Raw genomic sequence first — 15730 nt, forward strand, 5'->3', positions numbered from 1 at the left:
ATCATTGCTAAAAAACTTATCTGGCCAACGTCAGGAAGCGGACAAACTCTCGCCCGTCGCTAAGCCTAATTTGATAGTAATAGGTACCGTCTGGAAGGCCCTGCTTTGCATCAGCCGTTTTTATACCCTGATTTGCAGTCCCATCCCAATCATTTGTATAGTTTAAATTTTGATAAACCAGGTTGCCCCAGCGATTGTAGATGTCTAATTGAACCGTTACACCAGCAGGTACTCGTTGAATAACAAACCGATCGTTAATACCATCTCCATTCGGAGAAAAACCTTCCGGAATAAATACCGTCTCCGTTTCTTCAGACTGTAGGGAGTGCAGAACAACTACCGTCGGCTCGTCATTATCGGCGGGGTTACCATTTTGATCAGGATCAGCCTCTACACCATTCGTCGAACGATCCCGACAAAGTCCACCATTGATATCCACTGCCTGAATACTAGCTATATTACTAAATGTGAGGGTGCTGGCCTGACTTACATCCAATCGTACAGTTAATAATACACGAGCGTGGCCACCAACGGGCAGGCTACCATTGCTAATTAATGTTGTATCAGCACCACGTCCGGTATAAGCGGCATTGACAATTAAGCCGTTATCGGCCTGGACGTTTATTGACTGTATTTTTGCGCCTAGACTGGTGAAAGCAACGTCCAGATTATCGACCACCTGAATCTGCTTAAGCTCGTTTTGACCCATATTAGCCACTACGAGCTGATAGGTAAGTTCGACCAGACGGTCTTTCCCGTTAACCACCCAGACTGGTTCACCTACTTTTTTGCTCAACCCAACAATTTCTCTTGATGGAGCTTTCACCGTTTGCTGAACAGAAGCACCTGTACAAGGGCCAGTACCATCAGGGTCAGCGACAGAAAGTGTAAATGTTGTTGTACCACGCTGACGATCAGATTCGGATAATAAATAACGGGCACTTAAGCCTGTATTGGTAAATAATCCGCCACCCTCATTTTGCCAGATGGGCGACGTTGCCGAACCACTCAATTGTGCTTTGAGTTGAACAACGCCTTTTGTCCAGTCAAGCGAATCGAGTCGAATAGCTACTGCGGCCGGATTGCTCAAACAAGGGGGAATAGCGTTCTGACAAGGCGTAATGTTTACCGTAATAGCGGTTGGCTCGGTATAGCAACCATCCGCATTTCGTCCGAAAATATAATAAGTCCCAGCAACGGCTGCCCCCGGCGATTGAACCGCGAGAGCCGCAATAGAAGGTTCTGTTTTAAATTCATACCGAAGACCCGAAACGTTTCCAGTCGTAATAGCTTTCGAGAGGTCAGCCGTTTGGAAAGGACATTTGTTAGTCAATGTTGTCAGCAAATTCAGCTTCTGTTCGATTGACTGTACCGTCACCGATACTGCTTGAGAGCTATCACTACGGCACGAACCAACCTGACACAATGCTCTGTAATTAATTGTTGCTAAAGGATTTACAGTTCGAAAAGCCCCCTCAATCCCATCCATCCAGCGAACGATACCCACGCAGCCCGATGCCCTTAACTGAACAACTTGCCCAGCGCAAACTTCCTGCTTATCAGCTGTAATAACGGGCGCATTGGGTACAGCAACTTGTACTGAAACGGGAATAGATGGGTTGCTGATGCAATTATTTTGCTCGCAGGTAGCCCGAAATGTAGTTGTCTCAAGAAGGTTGCCTTTCCAAACAGCCCCCGTATCCTGTTCGCTTCCATCCTGACTTATCCACCGTACAGTTCCTTTACAATTCGAAGCGGTTAGCGTAACGGACTCGTTAGGGCATATAAGTTTCGACGAAGCTGTAACGGTTGGGGCAGCAGGTGTATTAACGGTCACTTTCCAGACGTCGGCGAAGCAGCTAATACAACCTGGTTTAGCCCGGCAGATAGCAGTATACTTGGTAGTTTGCTGGGGTTTTATCGTAATCGTATTGCCCGTATCACCATTCGACCAGATGACGGTACCTGTGCAGCCGGTTGCGGTTAGCACAACGGACTCATTCCGGCAAATAAACTTAGCCGATCCCGTAATGACCGGAGGGTCGGGATGCTGACATGTATCGGCCAATGGATAGGTTACCGCCATGACGTCTGGCACTACCATCAGCCATATGACCACCCACCCATAACTTCCAATAATTTTTTTTAGTAGCTGTTTCCTCATCAATTCATGTCGCTTACCAGGCTTTAAGACGAATTTCATGCCAAGCCTTTTGGCAGTATAGAATATCTACTAATTGGGAGATTTAAGCTACTCCTTCCTTTGTTTTACCAACAAACTATCATTTTATCGTATATCAACGAAAGGGAAGCTTATTCCTCATAAACCATGCCAAGGTTAGGTATTTATTACAATAACTACGTATATAATTGAGCAGGCAACTCTGGTTGTTATAAGACCATTCTGCAGAAAGAATATTTCTTACCTAGACTCTACCTTAACGGTATAAAGTTGGTCGATGCTACTAGGGAGTTCGTGCTTATTGTGTGTAACGAAAAGAATGGTTTTGTCAACGAAGCTGTCGATAAGTTTCCGAGCCAGCAAAATATGCGACGAATCGATTGCCTGAAAGGGCTCATCCAGTAACAAGACGGGAGCATTTTTTAGAAAAGCCCGGATCAGCAAAATCAAGCGTTGCTCCCCGGCCGATAATGTGCCAAACGAGCAATTGATAAGATGAGACAGCCCAAAATACGACAGCAAATTACTTAGATCGGTCTCGGTTTCGGGCGATACTTTATTGGGCGGGGTTAGAGTGTCCGTCAATCCTGTCAACGCCACCTGCCGAACTGATAAAGCCTGTGGGAAATACAAATGCAATTCGGGAGAAACAAAACCAATCCGACGCTTGACATCCCAGATACTCTCGCCCGATTTACCACGTCGATGGCCAAAAACGCTCACATCATTAGCATACGCCTGCGGATGATCACCATAGAGCAAACTGAGCAGAACCGATTTGCCAGCCCCATTTTGGCCAAACAACGCCCAGCGTTCGCCCGTCCGTACGGCCCAATTCAGTCCGTTCAAAATGATGGTATCACCATAGCGAACGGTTACATTATTGAGTCGAAAAGCCTCCTGAAAATCAGCTATGGGCGCCTTTGTATGTAAAACAGGGGGAGTGACATTGGGAAAATCTGGCGCAACAGGACGATAGTTTTCTTTAGGGCCTGCCCACTGCATCTGGCCATTTTTTAATTCAGCAATATGTGTACTAAACGATGGAATATCATCTGGTTCTGTTACCAAAACAAGCGTTAGTCCATGCGTCGTGAGTTCGCCTAACCACTGCGTTAGCTCAGCCCGAAAACCGGCATCTAAGCCCACAAAAGGATTATCGAGTAATAAAACTGACGGGTGCTTCAAAAGGGCTTTCCCAATACGGGCTTTCCGGGTCTGGCCATTGGATAGTTTAATAAACGCCCGGTCTAAAATAGGTGTCAGGCCTAATCGATCAACCAGTGCCAGCGATTCTGGTGAGTCGGTCAACTGCAAAAAGCTGCGAAGCGTTGGAATTGACTGATAAGCAGGATCATCGCTTTCCGGACTATCGCTCATGGTAGCCTGATAACGCTGCTGGTAGAAATACCCACTATACGAAAACTTGCTGGACTCTTCTTTAAAAGAAACAAATTCGGTTGGTACCCGCCGGGACAAAGTATCTGGCCCAGCATGAAATTGACCAGCGAGTGCTTGCAGAAAGGCTGTCTTTCCGCTACCAGTGGGGCCAATTACAGCCCAGCATTCACTTGGATGCAATTGAAACGTGAGTTCTCGTACTAATGTCCGGCCGCTTCTCTGGACGGTCAACTTATTCAGAGCAATTAATGGAATCGGTTCAGACATAAAAAACGGGGCCATACCCTGCAAAGGTATAGCCCCGGTCCCATTTTCTGAGCTAGATTTTTATCGTTGCCCCTATTTCCTTGGAGGAATCGTAGTAGCAGGTGTCGTGGTAGCTGGAGTTGTTGTCGTAGTTGACGACTTACTTCTTGTCCGACGACTGTTATTTCCTGTTGAGCCATTATTAGCCCGGTCGGTTGTGATATCCGTCGTTGTCGACGAGTTTGTTGTACTGCTATTCATCGTCGGTGTTCCTGTGCTATACGTCGATGTTGGCTGATTATTAACCCCAGTTTGCGGTTGAGTACTGGTATTAACCGCAGGATTCGTGCTTATATCCGATGATGTATTGGTGCTGGTTGCAGGTGGCTGCGTTTGAATCGTACTAGGATTCGTCGTTGTTGGCATCGACGGATTTACGGTTGATGGTGGTTGCGTTTGATTTACGCCCGTACCCATGTTCGTGTTCGTCCGTGGACTGGTTGAGTACACACCTGTAGTGCCAGTTGCACCTGCATTGGTCGACGTGTTCGTTGTTTGTGCGTTTGCACCGAAGGCTATGCCAGCTACTAGCATACAACCCATTATCATTTCCTTTTTCATCGTTGAGTTTTGACTTGTTATTCTACTATACAACTATACTAATAGCAGATTGTTTTTCTGTTTTTACTTTTAATGTAAAATTTTCGAATTATTTCCAGCTACAAACGTCTCGTCCTACGCGACTTACTCGAAACAAAACACTGGGTAGATCTAAAAAACAGACCAAATTCGTCATTTGAAATAAAAATCAGTCTCACATACTCAGCTAACATGTGAGGTTTTGAGTTTGATTCGTGAGACGACATTTTGAGACCGAATCTTATTTGGGTTCTTCGTAAAAGGATAATCCTGGTCTCAATCTCAATACTCGGGCGTTTCCTGAAACGGTGTTTAGCCTGACGTTTCCTTCTTTGGTTATCCTATAATAGAATATACAACCCTATGCTACTGGAAACTTTACTCTGAATCCATCATTCACGTTGTATCGGCGTCACCCACCCATTTGGGTCAACATTAGTTGACCCGTTTAGCTACCTCTGCCAAGGATAAATCAGTCCCCAAAATCTTCCCTTGAGGAGAAATGAGAAATGTTCTGGGTACTCCACTGAGGTTGTAAGCTTGGCTCACTCGGCTTTTAAAGCCCTTTCGCACAGGTTAAGCCAGTTGATGCCATCTTTTTGAGAGGCTGCCAGCCATTTTTGTTGGCTGGTATCCAACGACACACTGACCAGCTGAAGTTTACGGCTAAGCCTGCTGGTGAGTTGACTCAGTTCTCTATTCTCAACGCGACACGGACCACACCAAGAGGCCCAGAAGATGAGTAATACATAGCGTCCTTTTAGTTGGTTAAGACTCACTAGTTTCCCCCTAGTGGTCGGAAGCCGGAACTCAGGAGCTAGCGAGCCAAGACTCACTTGCTGTTCACGATTTAGGTAGGCGCCTATTTTATATCCATAGTGGGAAGCCAAAACGGATTCCGACAATAAGCTATATAGCCCTTTAAGTTCCGTAGGAGACTGAAGTTTATCGCGAATGATAAGCTCATAAAGGGCCGCTGCCGCGGCTGGATTTGTGCGGTGGTCAATAAACTCTCATGGTTGAACGTATCGATATAGGCCTTATAAACCCGGGCTCTTTGTTTATATAGAGAATCCTGTAAGGAACGATTATCCGTTTCAAGTGATAACCGCATAATTTGATCAATAAACGTTTCGTGTTTTGTTCTGAACCGGCTGTAGCAATAATTCACAGAATCTGTTTTCGAAGGTTCCCAGTCGAATTGTCCATTGAACTGGAGGCTGACGCTGGGGTGGAGAATAATTGTCTGCTCAGGCTTATCTACCCCTTTAAACCAGACCCTGTACAAGGCGTACGATTGGTAGTCACCTGGAATAACAAACTGACCATTAGAGACGAAAGCGGAATCAACGTTTCCATGCTCTGCTGGCCCTACGAGCGGTGCTATATAGACGGTGTTGGTTTCAGTGCTCTTCACGGTAGCTGTCAACAGGAGTTGAGCGACAACGGCAAAAGCGCGTAAAACACAGAATATCCCTAAGACAAAGTAGCGTATCATAGTTGCGTTTTAATCGGTTTGAAGGCGTTGATTGTACTGCATTTGATGCGCAAATAAGTACTAGTTTGCTTGAGTCCTATCCTACTAAAAGCGTTGTAAATAAATCGATTATTTAGCAACCTGTAGGGGCACATTGCCCTCTCTTATTTCGCAAAGGCCAGCCAAGGGAAAAAGGCCTACCGATTTAAGCATGGATTTAGTACCAATAAAATCATGGTTTTATTCTTTTTCTCCAAAATCACGCTCCAATGAGACGAACGAGTTTATCCTTCCGCTTTCAGGCTACTGATGGGGCGAGAAGAACCGAGGAAGGAGAAACGCATGCCTTTGGAGTATACTAATTTGTTAAAACTTCTTAACGGCTTACAACCACCTGACCTCTAACCGCGTCTGGATGGTTAAACGGCTCCTATGAACCACCTGCTTACCCTGTATTTTCTTTTGAATACCGCTCTGCTCCTGGTTAGTCTGCCTGACAAGGACGATCAAGACGACTACACAACCTATCATCAAACCATTGCTAGAGCTCAACAGCTTATTGCCCACAAACACTATCAGGAGGCATTCACCTTGTATAAACAGGTGGTTGATCGCTACCCGTTCGTCTTTTCCAGGGACTACAAAGTGACCACTCAACTAGCCCTGCTGGTGGGCCAAAAGCAGCAGGCGTTTACCTATCTTACGAAAGCAATCGCTACGGGCTGGACTCTGAGCGACATCAGGAAAAATGCCTTGGTCAGTAAGCTCCAGGGCGATCCTCAGTGGCGCGTGGTTGAACAACAATACGACTCGCTGAGAGCACACTACCAAAACGGGGGAAATCAGGCTGTTCGAGCCCGAGTTAAGAAACTGTTTAAGAAGGATCAGCGAAAGGCCCTGTTGGCCCTGTTTCGCATTGGGGCTACCCAAGAGCGGTACGCCGAAAAACGGTTTGCGCCCCACAGCGAGCAGCAGATGGCTCAACTCCTGCCGATCATGGATCAGTACGGGTACCCCGGCGAGCGACTGATTCATAATGGCTACTGGACTGCAGTCATGCTGAGTCATCATAACTCGATCAGTAAAGCCTATGCCTTAAAAGATACGGTGTATCCTCATGTGAGGCCCAAGCTGATGAAGGCCCTGAAATCGGGCCAATTGTCACCCTACGAATTTGCGATGATTGATGACTGGTATATGGCTGTCAAGACAAATGGTCAACAGACGAATTTCGGCTACTTAAGTAGTTCCTTGACGGTTCAGGCGAAGTCCCAAGTCGATCAACGCCGGGAGGCCATTGGTCTGAGTAGCGTAGAAACGATCAGTTTGTTGGCGGATTTGCATCAACAGACAGGTTTTAACTGTTACTTGCCCTCCAACTTGGCTAAGAAAATAGCGATCACTGAATAAGCTGGGCAATGTTATGGTGACAGCAATAGTAGTGGACTTAAGGCCATTTCAGGTTCCGTTCGCTCATTCTCTTCTGAATGATCATTCTTACAAAACCCTCTATTGATGCCATGGCTAAGTAATCTATTAGGGCAAATGACGAATTTGGCCCGTTTTTTAGATCTACCCAACACTCAAAAAGCAGAAGTCGTAAGCAATGCATTGCTTACGACTTCTGAAAAGAAATTAGTATTTACAACGAACGCTTATAACGTACCCTTTTTCATTTCTTTCACGGCGAAATCTGCAGCGCGGGCAGTTAGGGCCATATAAGTAAGCGATGGGTTTACGCAAGACGCCGATGTCATACAGGCTCCGTCTGTATTAAAGACGTTTTTCACTGCGTGAATCTGGTTGTGTGCGTTCAGAACCGACGTTTTGGGATCGCGACCCATGCGAGCAGTTCCCATTTCGTGGATACCGATCCCGGGGTGTTTCGATTCGTCGTTGTAAGGCGTTACATTTTTCAGACCAACAGCTTCAAGCATTTCAGCGGCATCGTTCATCATGTCGATCCGCATTTTGCGCTCGTTTTCGCCGTAAGCTGCATCGAATACGATCAATGGTAAGCCCCATTTATCTTTTTGATCGGGAGAAAGCGTCATACGGTTATTGGGATCGGCAATCATTTCGCCAAAACCACCGATGCTCATCGTCCAGGGACCAGGTGTTGTCAGACTGTCTTTGAAGTCAGCGCCAAAGCCATCCGTGCCGTTACCACGGCCCCAGCCACCACGACCAGCACCACCCTGATAACCGAATCCACGAACGTAATCACGCTTATCGTTACCCCAGTTCCGGTAACGAGGAATGTAAACCCCATTAGCCCGACGGCCATAATAGTATTGATCTTCCATGCCGTCAAACGTTCCGGCAGCACCTACAGCAAGGTGGTGATCCATGATGTTCCGACCCAGTTGATCCGAATCATTACCCATTCCATTTGGGAAACGGTGCGACTTGGAGTTCATCAGAATCGACGTGCTGGCAAATGCCGACGCGTTCAGGAAGATAATCCGGGCGAAGTATTCACGAACTTCTTTCGTATTCTGATCAATAACCCGAACACCCGTAGCTTTCCCTTTTTTCTCGTCGTACAACACTTCCGACACAATCGAATCAGGACGAAGGGTTAACTTACCCGTTTTCATGGCTGCTGGTAACGTTGCCGCCTGCGTACTGAAGTAACCTCCGTATGGGCAACCACGCATACACTGGTTACGGAACTGGCAAGCCGCCCGCCCCAAATCATAGTGTTGTTTCGTAGGCGCTGTTAAATGAGCGGTACGCCCCATCGTCACATGGCGACCAGGGAATGCCTTTTCAATGCGTTTTTTCGCTTCTTTCTCCAGGCAGTTCATTTGCATAGGAGGCAGGAAGTTTCCGTCTGGCAGTACGTCCAGACCATCTTTGCTACCCGAAATACCCGCAAAGGTTTCTACTTTCGTATACCAGGGAGCCAGGTCTTCATAACGGATTGGCCAGTCAACGCCGATACCTTCCTTAGCATTCGCCATGAAGTCTTCTTTGTTCCAGCGGTAGCTTTGCCGTCCCCACATCAGCGACCGACCGCCTACGTGATAGCCCCGAATCCAGTCAACTTTACGCTTTTCGAGGTATGGGTTTTCTTTATCGTTCTCAAAATGGTGCCGCCATTCTTCGTTAGCGGTATACCCCGTACGCATGTTAGCCCAGTACTCTTCAGCAGCCTGCGTCGTGATACGCCCCCGGTGCGGAAAATCCCAGGGGTTATTGGTGGCTGTTACGTAACCTTCGATATGCTTAATATCACGGCCCCGTTCCAGCATCAGTACTTTCAATCCTTTTTCGGTGAGTTCTTTAGCAGCCCAGCCACCCGAAATACCCGACCCAACGACAATAGCGTCGTAGGTCATATCTTTTTTAGCGTCTATATTGAGGTTCATATTTTTTCAGGAGTGAGGAGTGAGAAGCGAGGAGTAAGAACGGATGACCCAGATAGATTCTCACTCCTCGCTCCTAATACTAAATTAGATGGCCCACGCCTTCTGGCCGGGTTTGAGGGTAACACAACCGTCGTAACGGCCCGGAACGGCTACATATTCGAGTGCTTGTGTGCAGCCGATTTCGGAAGTGAAATAGCCCGTTAGGGTCAGGTCTTTCAACACAGAGAAAAACGGCGTGTATTTCTTTTTCGCATCGGGCATTTGTAGATCCGCCTGAGAGCCTTCTACTTTAGTTGCCGACTTAGCGCCCGCCATTTTAGCACGCTGATCTTTATCATCGGCCTGGAGTTTCTTCACAATTTCAATACGTTGCGCTGGATCGAGTTGTACAAACGCTTTGCCATAAGCATCCTGGCTTAATTTATTGGTCAGCGCCAGACCTTCTATAAAGCGTTGCTGATCATCTGCTTTGTAGCAATCTTTCAGCAAAATATCAATCACTTCGTTCACCTTGGCAGCTTTGGCACCCGGTGTTTTCGTGGTTGGAATAATCGTATCGGCGAGTTCGGCTACGGTCGCATCCTGATCGGCCGTAAAGAAAACCGGCTGGCCTGTGAGGGCACGTCGGGCAGCCGAGGCTTCCAGCGTATCGGCCAAAGCGGGCAACGTCATTGTTGCACCAGCCAACGCTGCCACCCGCATGAGGGCGTCTCTTCTGTTCATAGGTTTAAAGCAAAATTAGACTTTCAAATAGAACGATATAAGGAACTACAAATGTATAACAATCGGAGAATGGATTGACTAATTTAGGGATAGAGTTTTAGAGTATTGCTACCATTCTGAAAAACAAATAACTCGCCTACAATCAGCGAGTTATTGTTAAAAGAGACAATATCAACCTGTTTGCCTATTAAGTAGTATATGTCTATTTAGGCTTTTTCAAGAATAAATGCCGGATTGATACCCAGACGTTCGTGGAGTTTTTTGGCCAGATCAATCGTAATTCGACGTTTACCGTTCATAAATTCCGAAAACCGGGCAGAAGACACCCCCAAATAATTAGCCATGTCTTTCTGTTTCATTTGCCGTTCGGCCATTTTCACCTGCACCATACCTGGTATCGTTTCCGGTACACGAATTGGCATCAGTGGAATACTATCTTCAAAAGCTTCCGCTAATAATGACAATCGATGTAATTCCTCCGCTTCGCTTTTTGAAAGTACCTCAAATCCCCCTTGATACGTGGCTTTTTGAAGATACGTTTCTATTTCCGCCATTAATGCCTGATACTCAGACTGGTTAGTCACTTTCGTAATCATGTCCTAGTTCAGATGATGCTACAATCTATTTTATCATACTCAGCATGTGTTCCAATGAAGCGAATAAATAGAGTTCGTTTGTCAAAGAAAATCATGGCAACAACTCGGTATTGATTTCCTTTTACATTGAACACATATCGTTCATTCTTCACGTAATCAACCGAATTAAATGTCTGTTTTATATCAGCTAGATTACGCCAATCAGCCCCTTTTACTGTCTCATACCAATCATTCAATGCAGAAGCGGCATCAGGATGCTTATCGCCGAATTGATTTAAGGCTGTTTTACTGATTATAATCATTTATTGAACATAGGGGTCATGGGCTTTTGTTTCCAAAAGTGGACATATTTTTCCAAAAATGAAACCTATATCGTTTTCAGTTCCTGAACAGCCAGCCAACTCATCAAACCGGCTCCTGTTTCCAGCGCCGATTCATCGATGTCAAACGTTGGGGTATGAACACCCGAAATAATGCCACGCTCTTCGTTACGGGTTCCAAGTCGATAGAAACAGGAGTCCACCACCTGAGAGTAGAAAGCGAAATCTTCACCGGCCATCCACAAATCAAGATCTATTACGTTTTCGGCTCCCATATACTCGACAGCCTGCGACCGAACACGTCGGGTTAGTTCGGGGTGATTTTTCAGGTATGGATAGCCGTGCACAATCGTAAACTCGCAGGAACCACCCATCGCTTCGGCAATACCTGTAGCTAGTTTAACCATCCGCTTTTTACCCTCTGCACGCCACTCTTCGTTCATGCACCGGAAGGTTCCCTGAATAGTTACTTCATTGGGGATCACGTTGGTAACACCATCGGCAATGAACCGACCAAACGACAGAACTGATGGACTCGAAGGCGGACAATTCCGACTGATAACTTGCTGTAGAGCTACAATAATATGCGACGCAATCAGAACTGGGTCGATAAGATTATCGGGCATGGCGGCATGGCCACCTTTCCCCCGAACGGTCATGTATATTTCATCGGTACTGGCCATATACATGCCTTCGCGGAAACCAATTTTACCCACCGGAATATTGGGGGCAACGTGCTGACCAAGCATACGGGCTGGTGTCGGATTTTCTAGAACACCTTCTTTAATCATGAGCGAAGCGCCACCGGGTGCTTTCTCTTCGCCGGGTTGAAACACCAGCTTTACTGTTCCATCGAACTGATCGCGAAGCACATGCAGAATACGGGCGACTCCCAGCAAACTGGCCGTGTGTACATCGTGACCACAAGCATGCATGACCCCATCGACGGTCGATTTATACGGAACATCGTTGGCTTCGTGGATCGGCAACGCATCCATATCCGCCCGAAGTGCAATTACGCGCGAACCAGCCGAATGACTGTTTCGCCCTTCAATAATGGCTACCAATCCTGTATCAGCCACGCCTTCCTGCGGGGTTATACCAATCGCTTTTAGTTGATCGGCAACAAACCGAGCAGTGTTTTGTTCCTGAAACGAGAGTTCGGGATGGGCATGTAAATGTCGGCGGGTCTTAATCAGATCGGCCGCATATTGATGAGCGAGAGATTTTATGGAATCAAGCATAGTAGCGCGACTGGAAAGCCGCATTTTAGCACAGACAGCGGCTTTCCAGCCGCGTTACTGTGCTGTTATAAATTGATAATCATTAATAACCGTAAGCAGAAACTCTCGGTTTCCGATTTCACTGCGAATTCCGGTCACTTCTTTCACTTTATTAGCTGTACGTAGTAAGGTATCTTCATCGCCTACTCGAACGATGTTGCGCACAACATTTATATCACGATCCGAAAGCAAACGAACATCGGGAAACTGGACGATATAGTTTTCAACAAAGGGCTGTATAATAACATCGTCGAGGGTTACGGCGGGTTTAAGCCGAACAACCGTCGTTCCAGCTGCAATGTCGCCTAATCGCTGCCCTCTTCCGTTAGCTGCCACCGTAATAATCGGCACGATTCCTCCCAGAAAAGCGATGGATTCGATAATCCGTAACAGCCACCGAATGAGGTAGGCCCCCAAACCAGGTGGCGAGCCATCGAGCATAACCACCCGGATTTTCATCGCGATTTTGCCAAGACTCCGACCGTTGAGCAACCATTCGCTAGCCAAATCGTAGACGATTACAGGAAAAAAGACCAAAATGGTATAGAAACTGTTGACTCGAAAACCCATCGAATTCGGCAGCGCAAACGTCAGTAAAATCCAGCCAAAAATGATCACGTAATCAATTATGGCCGCTATAATTCGTTCACCAATACTAGCGGGTTCGTATTCGAGCAGAACGTTCTGAGAAGTGCGGATTGCAACAGCCATGCTAAGAGTCAAAAGTCATTGGTCAAAAGTCGGTAGTAAGCGTGGCTCGTCAAAAAAAAATTGCAGAAAACTAAGCCCAACTTGGTTACATTGGCAAATCTTCCCTAATTTGACGCTAACGGTTTATAACTGGCGACTAAGTTTATGCGTGAAGCCCTTTTCGTTAAACGCAACACCGACAAGTGGCGTGACATAGAACAAAACCCAACCAACGATCCTGATGAGTTGACGGATCGCTTTGTGGAATTGACCGACGATTTATCGTACGCCCGAACGTTCTATCCTGACTCAAAAGTAACGCGCTACCTCAACGGATTAGCCGGGCAAATGCACCGAGGCCTGATGCAAAACCGGCGCGACGAACGAAGCCGATTTCTCACATTCTGGAAATACGAACTCCCGCTTTTATTTCGACAATCGCACCGAATGCTGGCTTTGTCGGCGGGCATTTTTCTTGTGGCGTCTATTCTTGGCTGGGTTTCAGCGGCTCATGACAACACCTTTGTTCGATTGATTTTGGGCGATCAGTATGTGAACATGACGCTCGAAAACATTAAAAAAGGCAATCCGTTGGGCGTCTATGGCAGTAGCGATCAGGCCAGTATGTTCGTACAAATTACCCTGAACAATATTTATGTGGCTTTCCGAACGTTTGTGTTCGGGTTGTTTGCGTCTTTTGGCACGATGGCCATGCTGTTCTACAACGGCGTGATGCTAGGCTCCTTTCAATATTTCTTCTACGAACGTGGGCTTTTGCTTGATTCAGTATTGAAAATCTGGATTCATGGCACTCTCGAAATCTCGGCTATCGTAATTGCTGGTTGCGCTGGCCTGACGGTGGGCAACAGTTTACTTTTTCCCGGCACCTATTCCCGATTAGAGTCTTTCAAACGAGGTATTAAACAAGGGCTAAAAATTGCCATTGGCCTGGTCCCTATTTTCATTACGGCTGGTTTTCTCGAAAGTTTTGTTACCCGGCTAACATTGCCTCCCATAGTTAGTGGCAGTATTATCCTGATATCAGCAGCCTTCATTGGCTGGTACTTTATTCTCTACCCGATTCAACTAAACCGCAGGATTCAACCATGATTCAACTCTTCCAACAACGTGATTTTGGCGATAAAATCAACGTTACGTTTCAATACATTACCCAGAATTTTCGCAGCCTTGCATTAGCGCTAGTCTATATTGTCGGCCCCGTAGCCTTGCTAGCAGGTATTGCCACAGGGGTTTTCCAATCGAACATGCTTAATCTGGGCGAAATGGCCAAACGGGGCGACATTGATTCAGATAGCCCCTTTGGTGCTGGCTACGCAATGGCTTTAAGCGTTTTCTCTCCAGCTTTCTGGTTTACGATGATCTTTACGCTGCTGGCTATTCTGGTTGTAAGCCTGGTTACCTACGCACACATGAAAGTGTATGCCCGTAAAACGCAACAGAACGCTCTGATTGGCTCAGGACCCGTAGACATTAGTGTGACAGAAGTTTGGGAAGAAATGCAGCCCCTGATTGGCCGAGGAATCGTTATCAGCGTATTGAGTTCGATCATCGCGTTTGCCGCTACGTTGTTTTTCGTCATTCCAGGCATTTACGTCGGCATCGTGTTATCGCTGGGGCTGGTCGTAACAACCTTCGAAGGGACGGATTTTGGCCAAACCTGGAACCGTTGTTTTGCGCTTATTCGGGACAAATGGTGGTCAACCTTGGGAATCATTTTCGTTATGGGGATTATCTCGGGGGTTATTGGCTTGATCTTTACCCTCCCTGCCGGAATACTTAGCTTTTTGGTCACAGCCAAATTGCTGCCCGATATGTCAGGGTTTTGGCTCATTCTGGGTAATGTAGTAGCAACCGTGGGCAGCACACTTTTGCGGTCCATCATTTATGTAGCCCTTGGCTTTCAATACACAAATCTGGTGGAACGCCAGGAAGGTCGGGGATTACAATCAGCCATCGACTCTATCGGCACCTCTACAAGTCAACCCCGCGCATCGGATGAAGGATCGTTTTGATTTACGGGTAAAGGCTTACGATTTACAAGTCGGGCGGTTATGTTGCCTGATCGTTTGGCTGTTCCTTGCGGTAGTCATATCACCAGTGGCATTGGCTCAATCGAAAAACGACACTTTGCCTGTTACCACCCGCGATGATAGAGCGACAATCCGTGTACGCTATCCAGAAGCCGCTCACCTGCGCGATCTCCAAACCGACCATGATTATCAATATGGCAACGATGCTCCTCCTCCCGAAAACCCAATAGCCCGCTTTTTTCAGTGGTTATTTCGAAAATTTGGAGAGTTTCTTCGCAGTGAATCCTATTACAACGTTTGGCAGTATGTCATTCTGGCGGGTGTAGTCGCATTGGTAATTTACCTGCTCATGAAGGCCGAAGTGATGAAAATCCTGTTCCCTAAAAGTGCCCAATCGAGCGGTCTTGACTATGAAAACCTGGCCGAAAATATCCATGAAATTAATTTCGATGCAGCCGTTGAAGAAGCTGTCAATGGCCGAAATTTTCGGTTAGCCACGCGTCTGCTTTATCTACAAACACTCAAGCGCCTAACCGATGCAGGCCGAATCACATACAAGCCCGACAAAACGAATCGGCAGTACGTCTACGAATTAACCAATTCGCCGTTACAAGCTGACTTTGAGACGTTGACTCGCCAATTTGAGTTTGTCTGGTACGGCGATTTCCCAATTGATGAATCACGTTTCGGGCAGCTTCGTCAACAATTCCGACAGTTTAATCAGCCGGTTGATCATCAGGCTTAAACA

General features: G+C 46.7%; 15 protein-coding genes. 4 read left to right on the forward strand and 11 right to left on the reverse strand.

All coding sequences use genetic code 11. The annotated features are described in order from the left end of the window. Positions 1-16: 16 nt before the first annotated feature. The 5 genes from ACYVGR_RS14920 to ACYVGR_RS14940 all read right to left on the reverse strand — a co-directional run bounded on the left by ACYVGR_RS14920 (position 17) and on the right by ACYVGR_RS14940 (position 5966). On the reverse strand, positions 17-2203 hold the full coding sequence (locus ACYVGR_RS14920) for a T9SS type B sorting domain-containing protein (protein WP_460957973.1): 2187 nt from the start codon (positions 2201-2203) through the stop codon (positions 17-19). Between the two features lie 219 nt (positions 2204-2422). Continuing rightward, positions 2423-3850, reverse strand: coding sequence for an ATP-binding cassette domain-containing protein (locus tag ACYVGR_RS14925; RefSeq protein ID WP_460957975.1), 1428 nt, complete (start codon positions 3848-3850; stop codon positions 2423-2425). Positions 3851-3922: 72 nt separating this feature from the next. Beyond that, on the reverse strand, positions 3923-4450 hold the full coding sequence (locus ACYVGR_RS14930; RefSeq protein ID WP_460957977.1) for a hypothetical protein: 528 nt from the start codon (positions 4448-4450) through the stop codon (positions 3923-3925). A gap of 563 nt (positions 4451-5013) precedes the next feature. Further along, positions 5014-5304 carry a TlpA family protein disulfide reductase gene (locus ACYVGR_RS14935; RefSeq protein ID WP_460957979.1) on the reverse strand — a complete coding sequence of 97 codons (291 nt, stop codon included), beginning with the start codon at positions 5302-5304 and terminating at the stop codon, positions 5014-5016. A gap of 26 nt (positions 5305-5330) precedes the next feature. Then, the gene (locus ACYVGR_RS14940; protein WP_460957981.1) at positions 5331-5966 is read right to left on the reverse strand and encodes a hypothetical protein; all 636 of its coding nucleotides are present in this window, start codon (positions 5964-5966) and stop codon (positions 5331-5333) included. 411 nt (positions 5967-6377) lie between these two features. Here ACYVGR_RS14940 and ACYVGR_RS14945 point away from each other — a divergent pair, with 411 nt between their 5' ends. After that, positions 6378-7355 carry a hypothetical protein gene (locus ACYVGR_RS14945; protein ID WP_460957983.1) on the forward strand — a complete coding sequence of 326 codons (978 nt, stop codon included), beginning with the start codon at positions 6378-6380 and terminating at the stop codon, positions 7353-7355. Positions 7356-7600: 245 nt separating this feature from the next. Here ACYVGR_RS14945 and ACYVGR_RS14950 read toward each other — a convergent pair whose 3' ends face one another. The 6 genes from ACYVGR_RS14950 to ACYVGR_RS14975 all read right to left on the reverse strand — a co-directional run bounded on the left by ACYVGR_RS14950 (position 7601) and on the right by ACYVGR_RS14975 (position 12952). Next, complete coding sequence (locus ACYVGR_RS14950) at positions 7601-9319, reverse strand: GMC oxidoreductase (RefSeq protein WP_460957985.1); 1719 nt, start codon at positions 9317-9319, stop codon at positions 7601-7603. Between the two features lie 84 nt (positions 9320-9403). Beyond that, positions 9404-10042: a gluconate 2-dehydrogenase subunit 3 family protein gene (locus ACYVGR_RS14955; protein WP_460957987.1), complete on the reverse strand. Its 639-nt coding sequence runs from the start codon at positions 10040-10042 to the stop codon at positions 9404-9406. 206 nt (positions 10043-10248) lie between these two features. After that, positions 10249-10638 (reverse strand): helix-turn-helix domain-containing protein, encoded by a 390-nt coding sequence (locus tag ACYVGR_RS14960; RefSeq protein WP_460957989.1) that lies wholly within the window; start codon positions 10636-10638, stop codon positions 10249-10251. A gap of 8 nt (positions 10639-10646) precedes the next feature. Continuing rightward, a complete protein-coding gene (locus tag ACYVGR_RS14965) occupies positions 10647-10940 on the reverse strand; it encodes a type II toxin-antitoxin system HigB family toxin (protein WP_460957990.1) in 294 nt (97 codons plus the stop codon). 65 nt (positions 10941-11005) lie between these two features. After that, positions 11006-12202, reverse strand: a complete 1197-nt coding sequence (locus ACYVGR_RS14970) for a M20 metallopeptidase family protein (RefSeq protein WP_460957992.1) — start codon at positions 12200-12202, stop codon at positions 11006-11008. Positions 12203-12256: 54 nt separating this feature from the next. Next, positions 12257-12952 (reverse strand): RDD family protein, encoded by a 696-nt coding sequence (locus ACYVGR_RS14975; RefSeq protein ID WP_460957994.1) that lies wholly within the window; start codon positions 12950-12952, stop codon positions 12257-12259. A 144-nt stretch (positions 12953-13096) separates the two neighbouring features. On the opposite strand from ACYVGR_RS14975, the gene ACYVGR_RS14980 reads away from it, so the two are divergent. The 3 genes from ACYVGR_RS14980 to ACYVGR_RS14990 are packed head-to-tail and all read left to right on the forward strand — an operon-like array spanning position 13097 to position 15727. Beyond that, the gene (locus ACYVGR_RS14980) at positions 13097-14041 is read left to right on the forward strand and encodes a stage II sporulation protein M (protein WP_460957996.1); all 945 of its coding nucleotides are present in this window, start codon (positions 13097-13099) and stop codon (positions 14039-14041) included. After that, positions 14038-14964 carry a hypothetical protein gene (locus tag ACYVGR_RS14985; protein WP_460957998.1) on the forward strand — a complete coding sequence of 309 codons (927 nt, stop codon included), beginning with the start codon at positions 14038-14040 and terminating at the stop codon, positions 14962-14964. The genes ACYVGR_RS14980 and ACYVGR_RS14985 overlap by 4 nt, the downstream gene beginning before the upstream one ends. Further along, positions 14948-15727 carry a DUF4129 domain-containing protein gene (locus tag ACYVGR_RS14990; RefSeq protein WP_460958000.1) on the forward strand — a complete coding sequence of 260 codons (780 nt, stop codon included), beginning with the start codon at positions 14948-14950 and terminating at the stop codon, positions 15725-15727. Before ACYVGR_RS14985 ends, ACYVGR_RS14990 begins: the two co-directional genes overlap by 17 nt. Positions 15728-15730 lie beyond the last annotated feature (3 nt).

The sequence above is a fragment of the Spirosoma litoris genome (assembly GCF_054776755.1).

Coding starts and splice junctions, on each gene's coding strand:
- ACYVGR_RS14985 (WP_460957998.1), top strand. CDS start 14,038: ATGATTCAACTCTTCCAACAACGTGATTTTGGCGATAAAATCAACGTT.
- ACYVGR_RS14955 (WP_460957987.1), bottom strand. CDS start 10,042: ATGAACAGAAGAGACGCCCTCATGCGGGTGGCAGCGTTGGCTGGTGCA.
- ACYVGR_RS14950 (WP_460957985.1), bottom strand. CDS start 9,319: ATGAACCTCAATATAGACGCTAAAAAAGATATGACCTACGACGCTATT.
- ACYVGR_RS14930 (WP_460957977.1), bottom strand. CDS start 4,450: ATGAAAAAGGAAATGATAATGGGTTGTATGCTAGTAGCTGGCATAGCC.
- ACYVGR_RS14975 (WP_460957994.1), bottom strand. CDS start 12,952: ATGGCTGTTGCAATCCGCACTTCTCAGAACGTTCTGCTCGAATACGAA.
- ACYVGR_RS14965 (WP_460957990.1), bottom strand. CDS start 10,940: ATGATTATAATCAGTAAAACAGCCTTAAATCAATTCGGCGATAAGCAT.
- ACYVGR_RS14960 (WP_460957989.1), bottom strand. CDS start 10,638: ATGATTACGAAAGTGACTAACCAGTCTGAGTATCAGGCATTAATGGCG.
- ACYVGR_RS14970 (WP_460957992.1), bottom strand. CDS start 12,202: ATGCTTGATTCCATAAAATCTCTCGCTCATCAATATGCGGCCGATCTG.
- ACYVGR_RS14920 (WP_460957973.1), bottom strand. CDS start 2,203: ATGAAATTCGTCTTAAAGCCTGGTAAGCGACATGAATTGATGAGGAAA.
- ACYVGR_RS14925 (WP_460957975.1), bottom strand. CDS start 3,850: ATGTCTGAACCGATTCCATTAATTGCTCTGAATAAGTTGACCGTCCAG.
- ACYVGR_RS14940 (WP_460957981.1), bottom strand. CDS start 5,966: ATGATACGCTACTTTGTCTTAGGGATATTCTGTGTTTTACGCGCTTTT.
- ACYVGR_RS14980 (WP_460957996.1), top strand. CDS start 13,097: ATGCGTGAAGCCCTTTTCGTTAAACGCAACACCGACAAGTGGCGTGAC.
- ACYVGR_RS14945 (WP_460957983.1), top strand. CDS start 6,378: ATGAACCACCTGCTTACCCTGTATTTTCTTTTGAATACCGCTCTGCTC.
- ACYVGR_RS14990 (WP_460958000.1), top strand. CDS start 14,948: ATGAAGGATCGTTTTGATTTACGGGTAAAGGCTTACGATTTACAAGTC.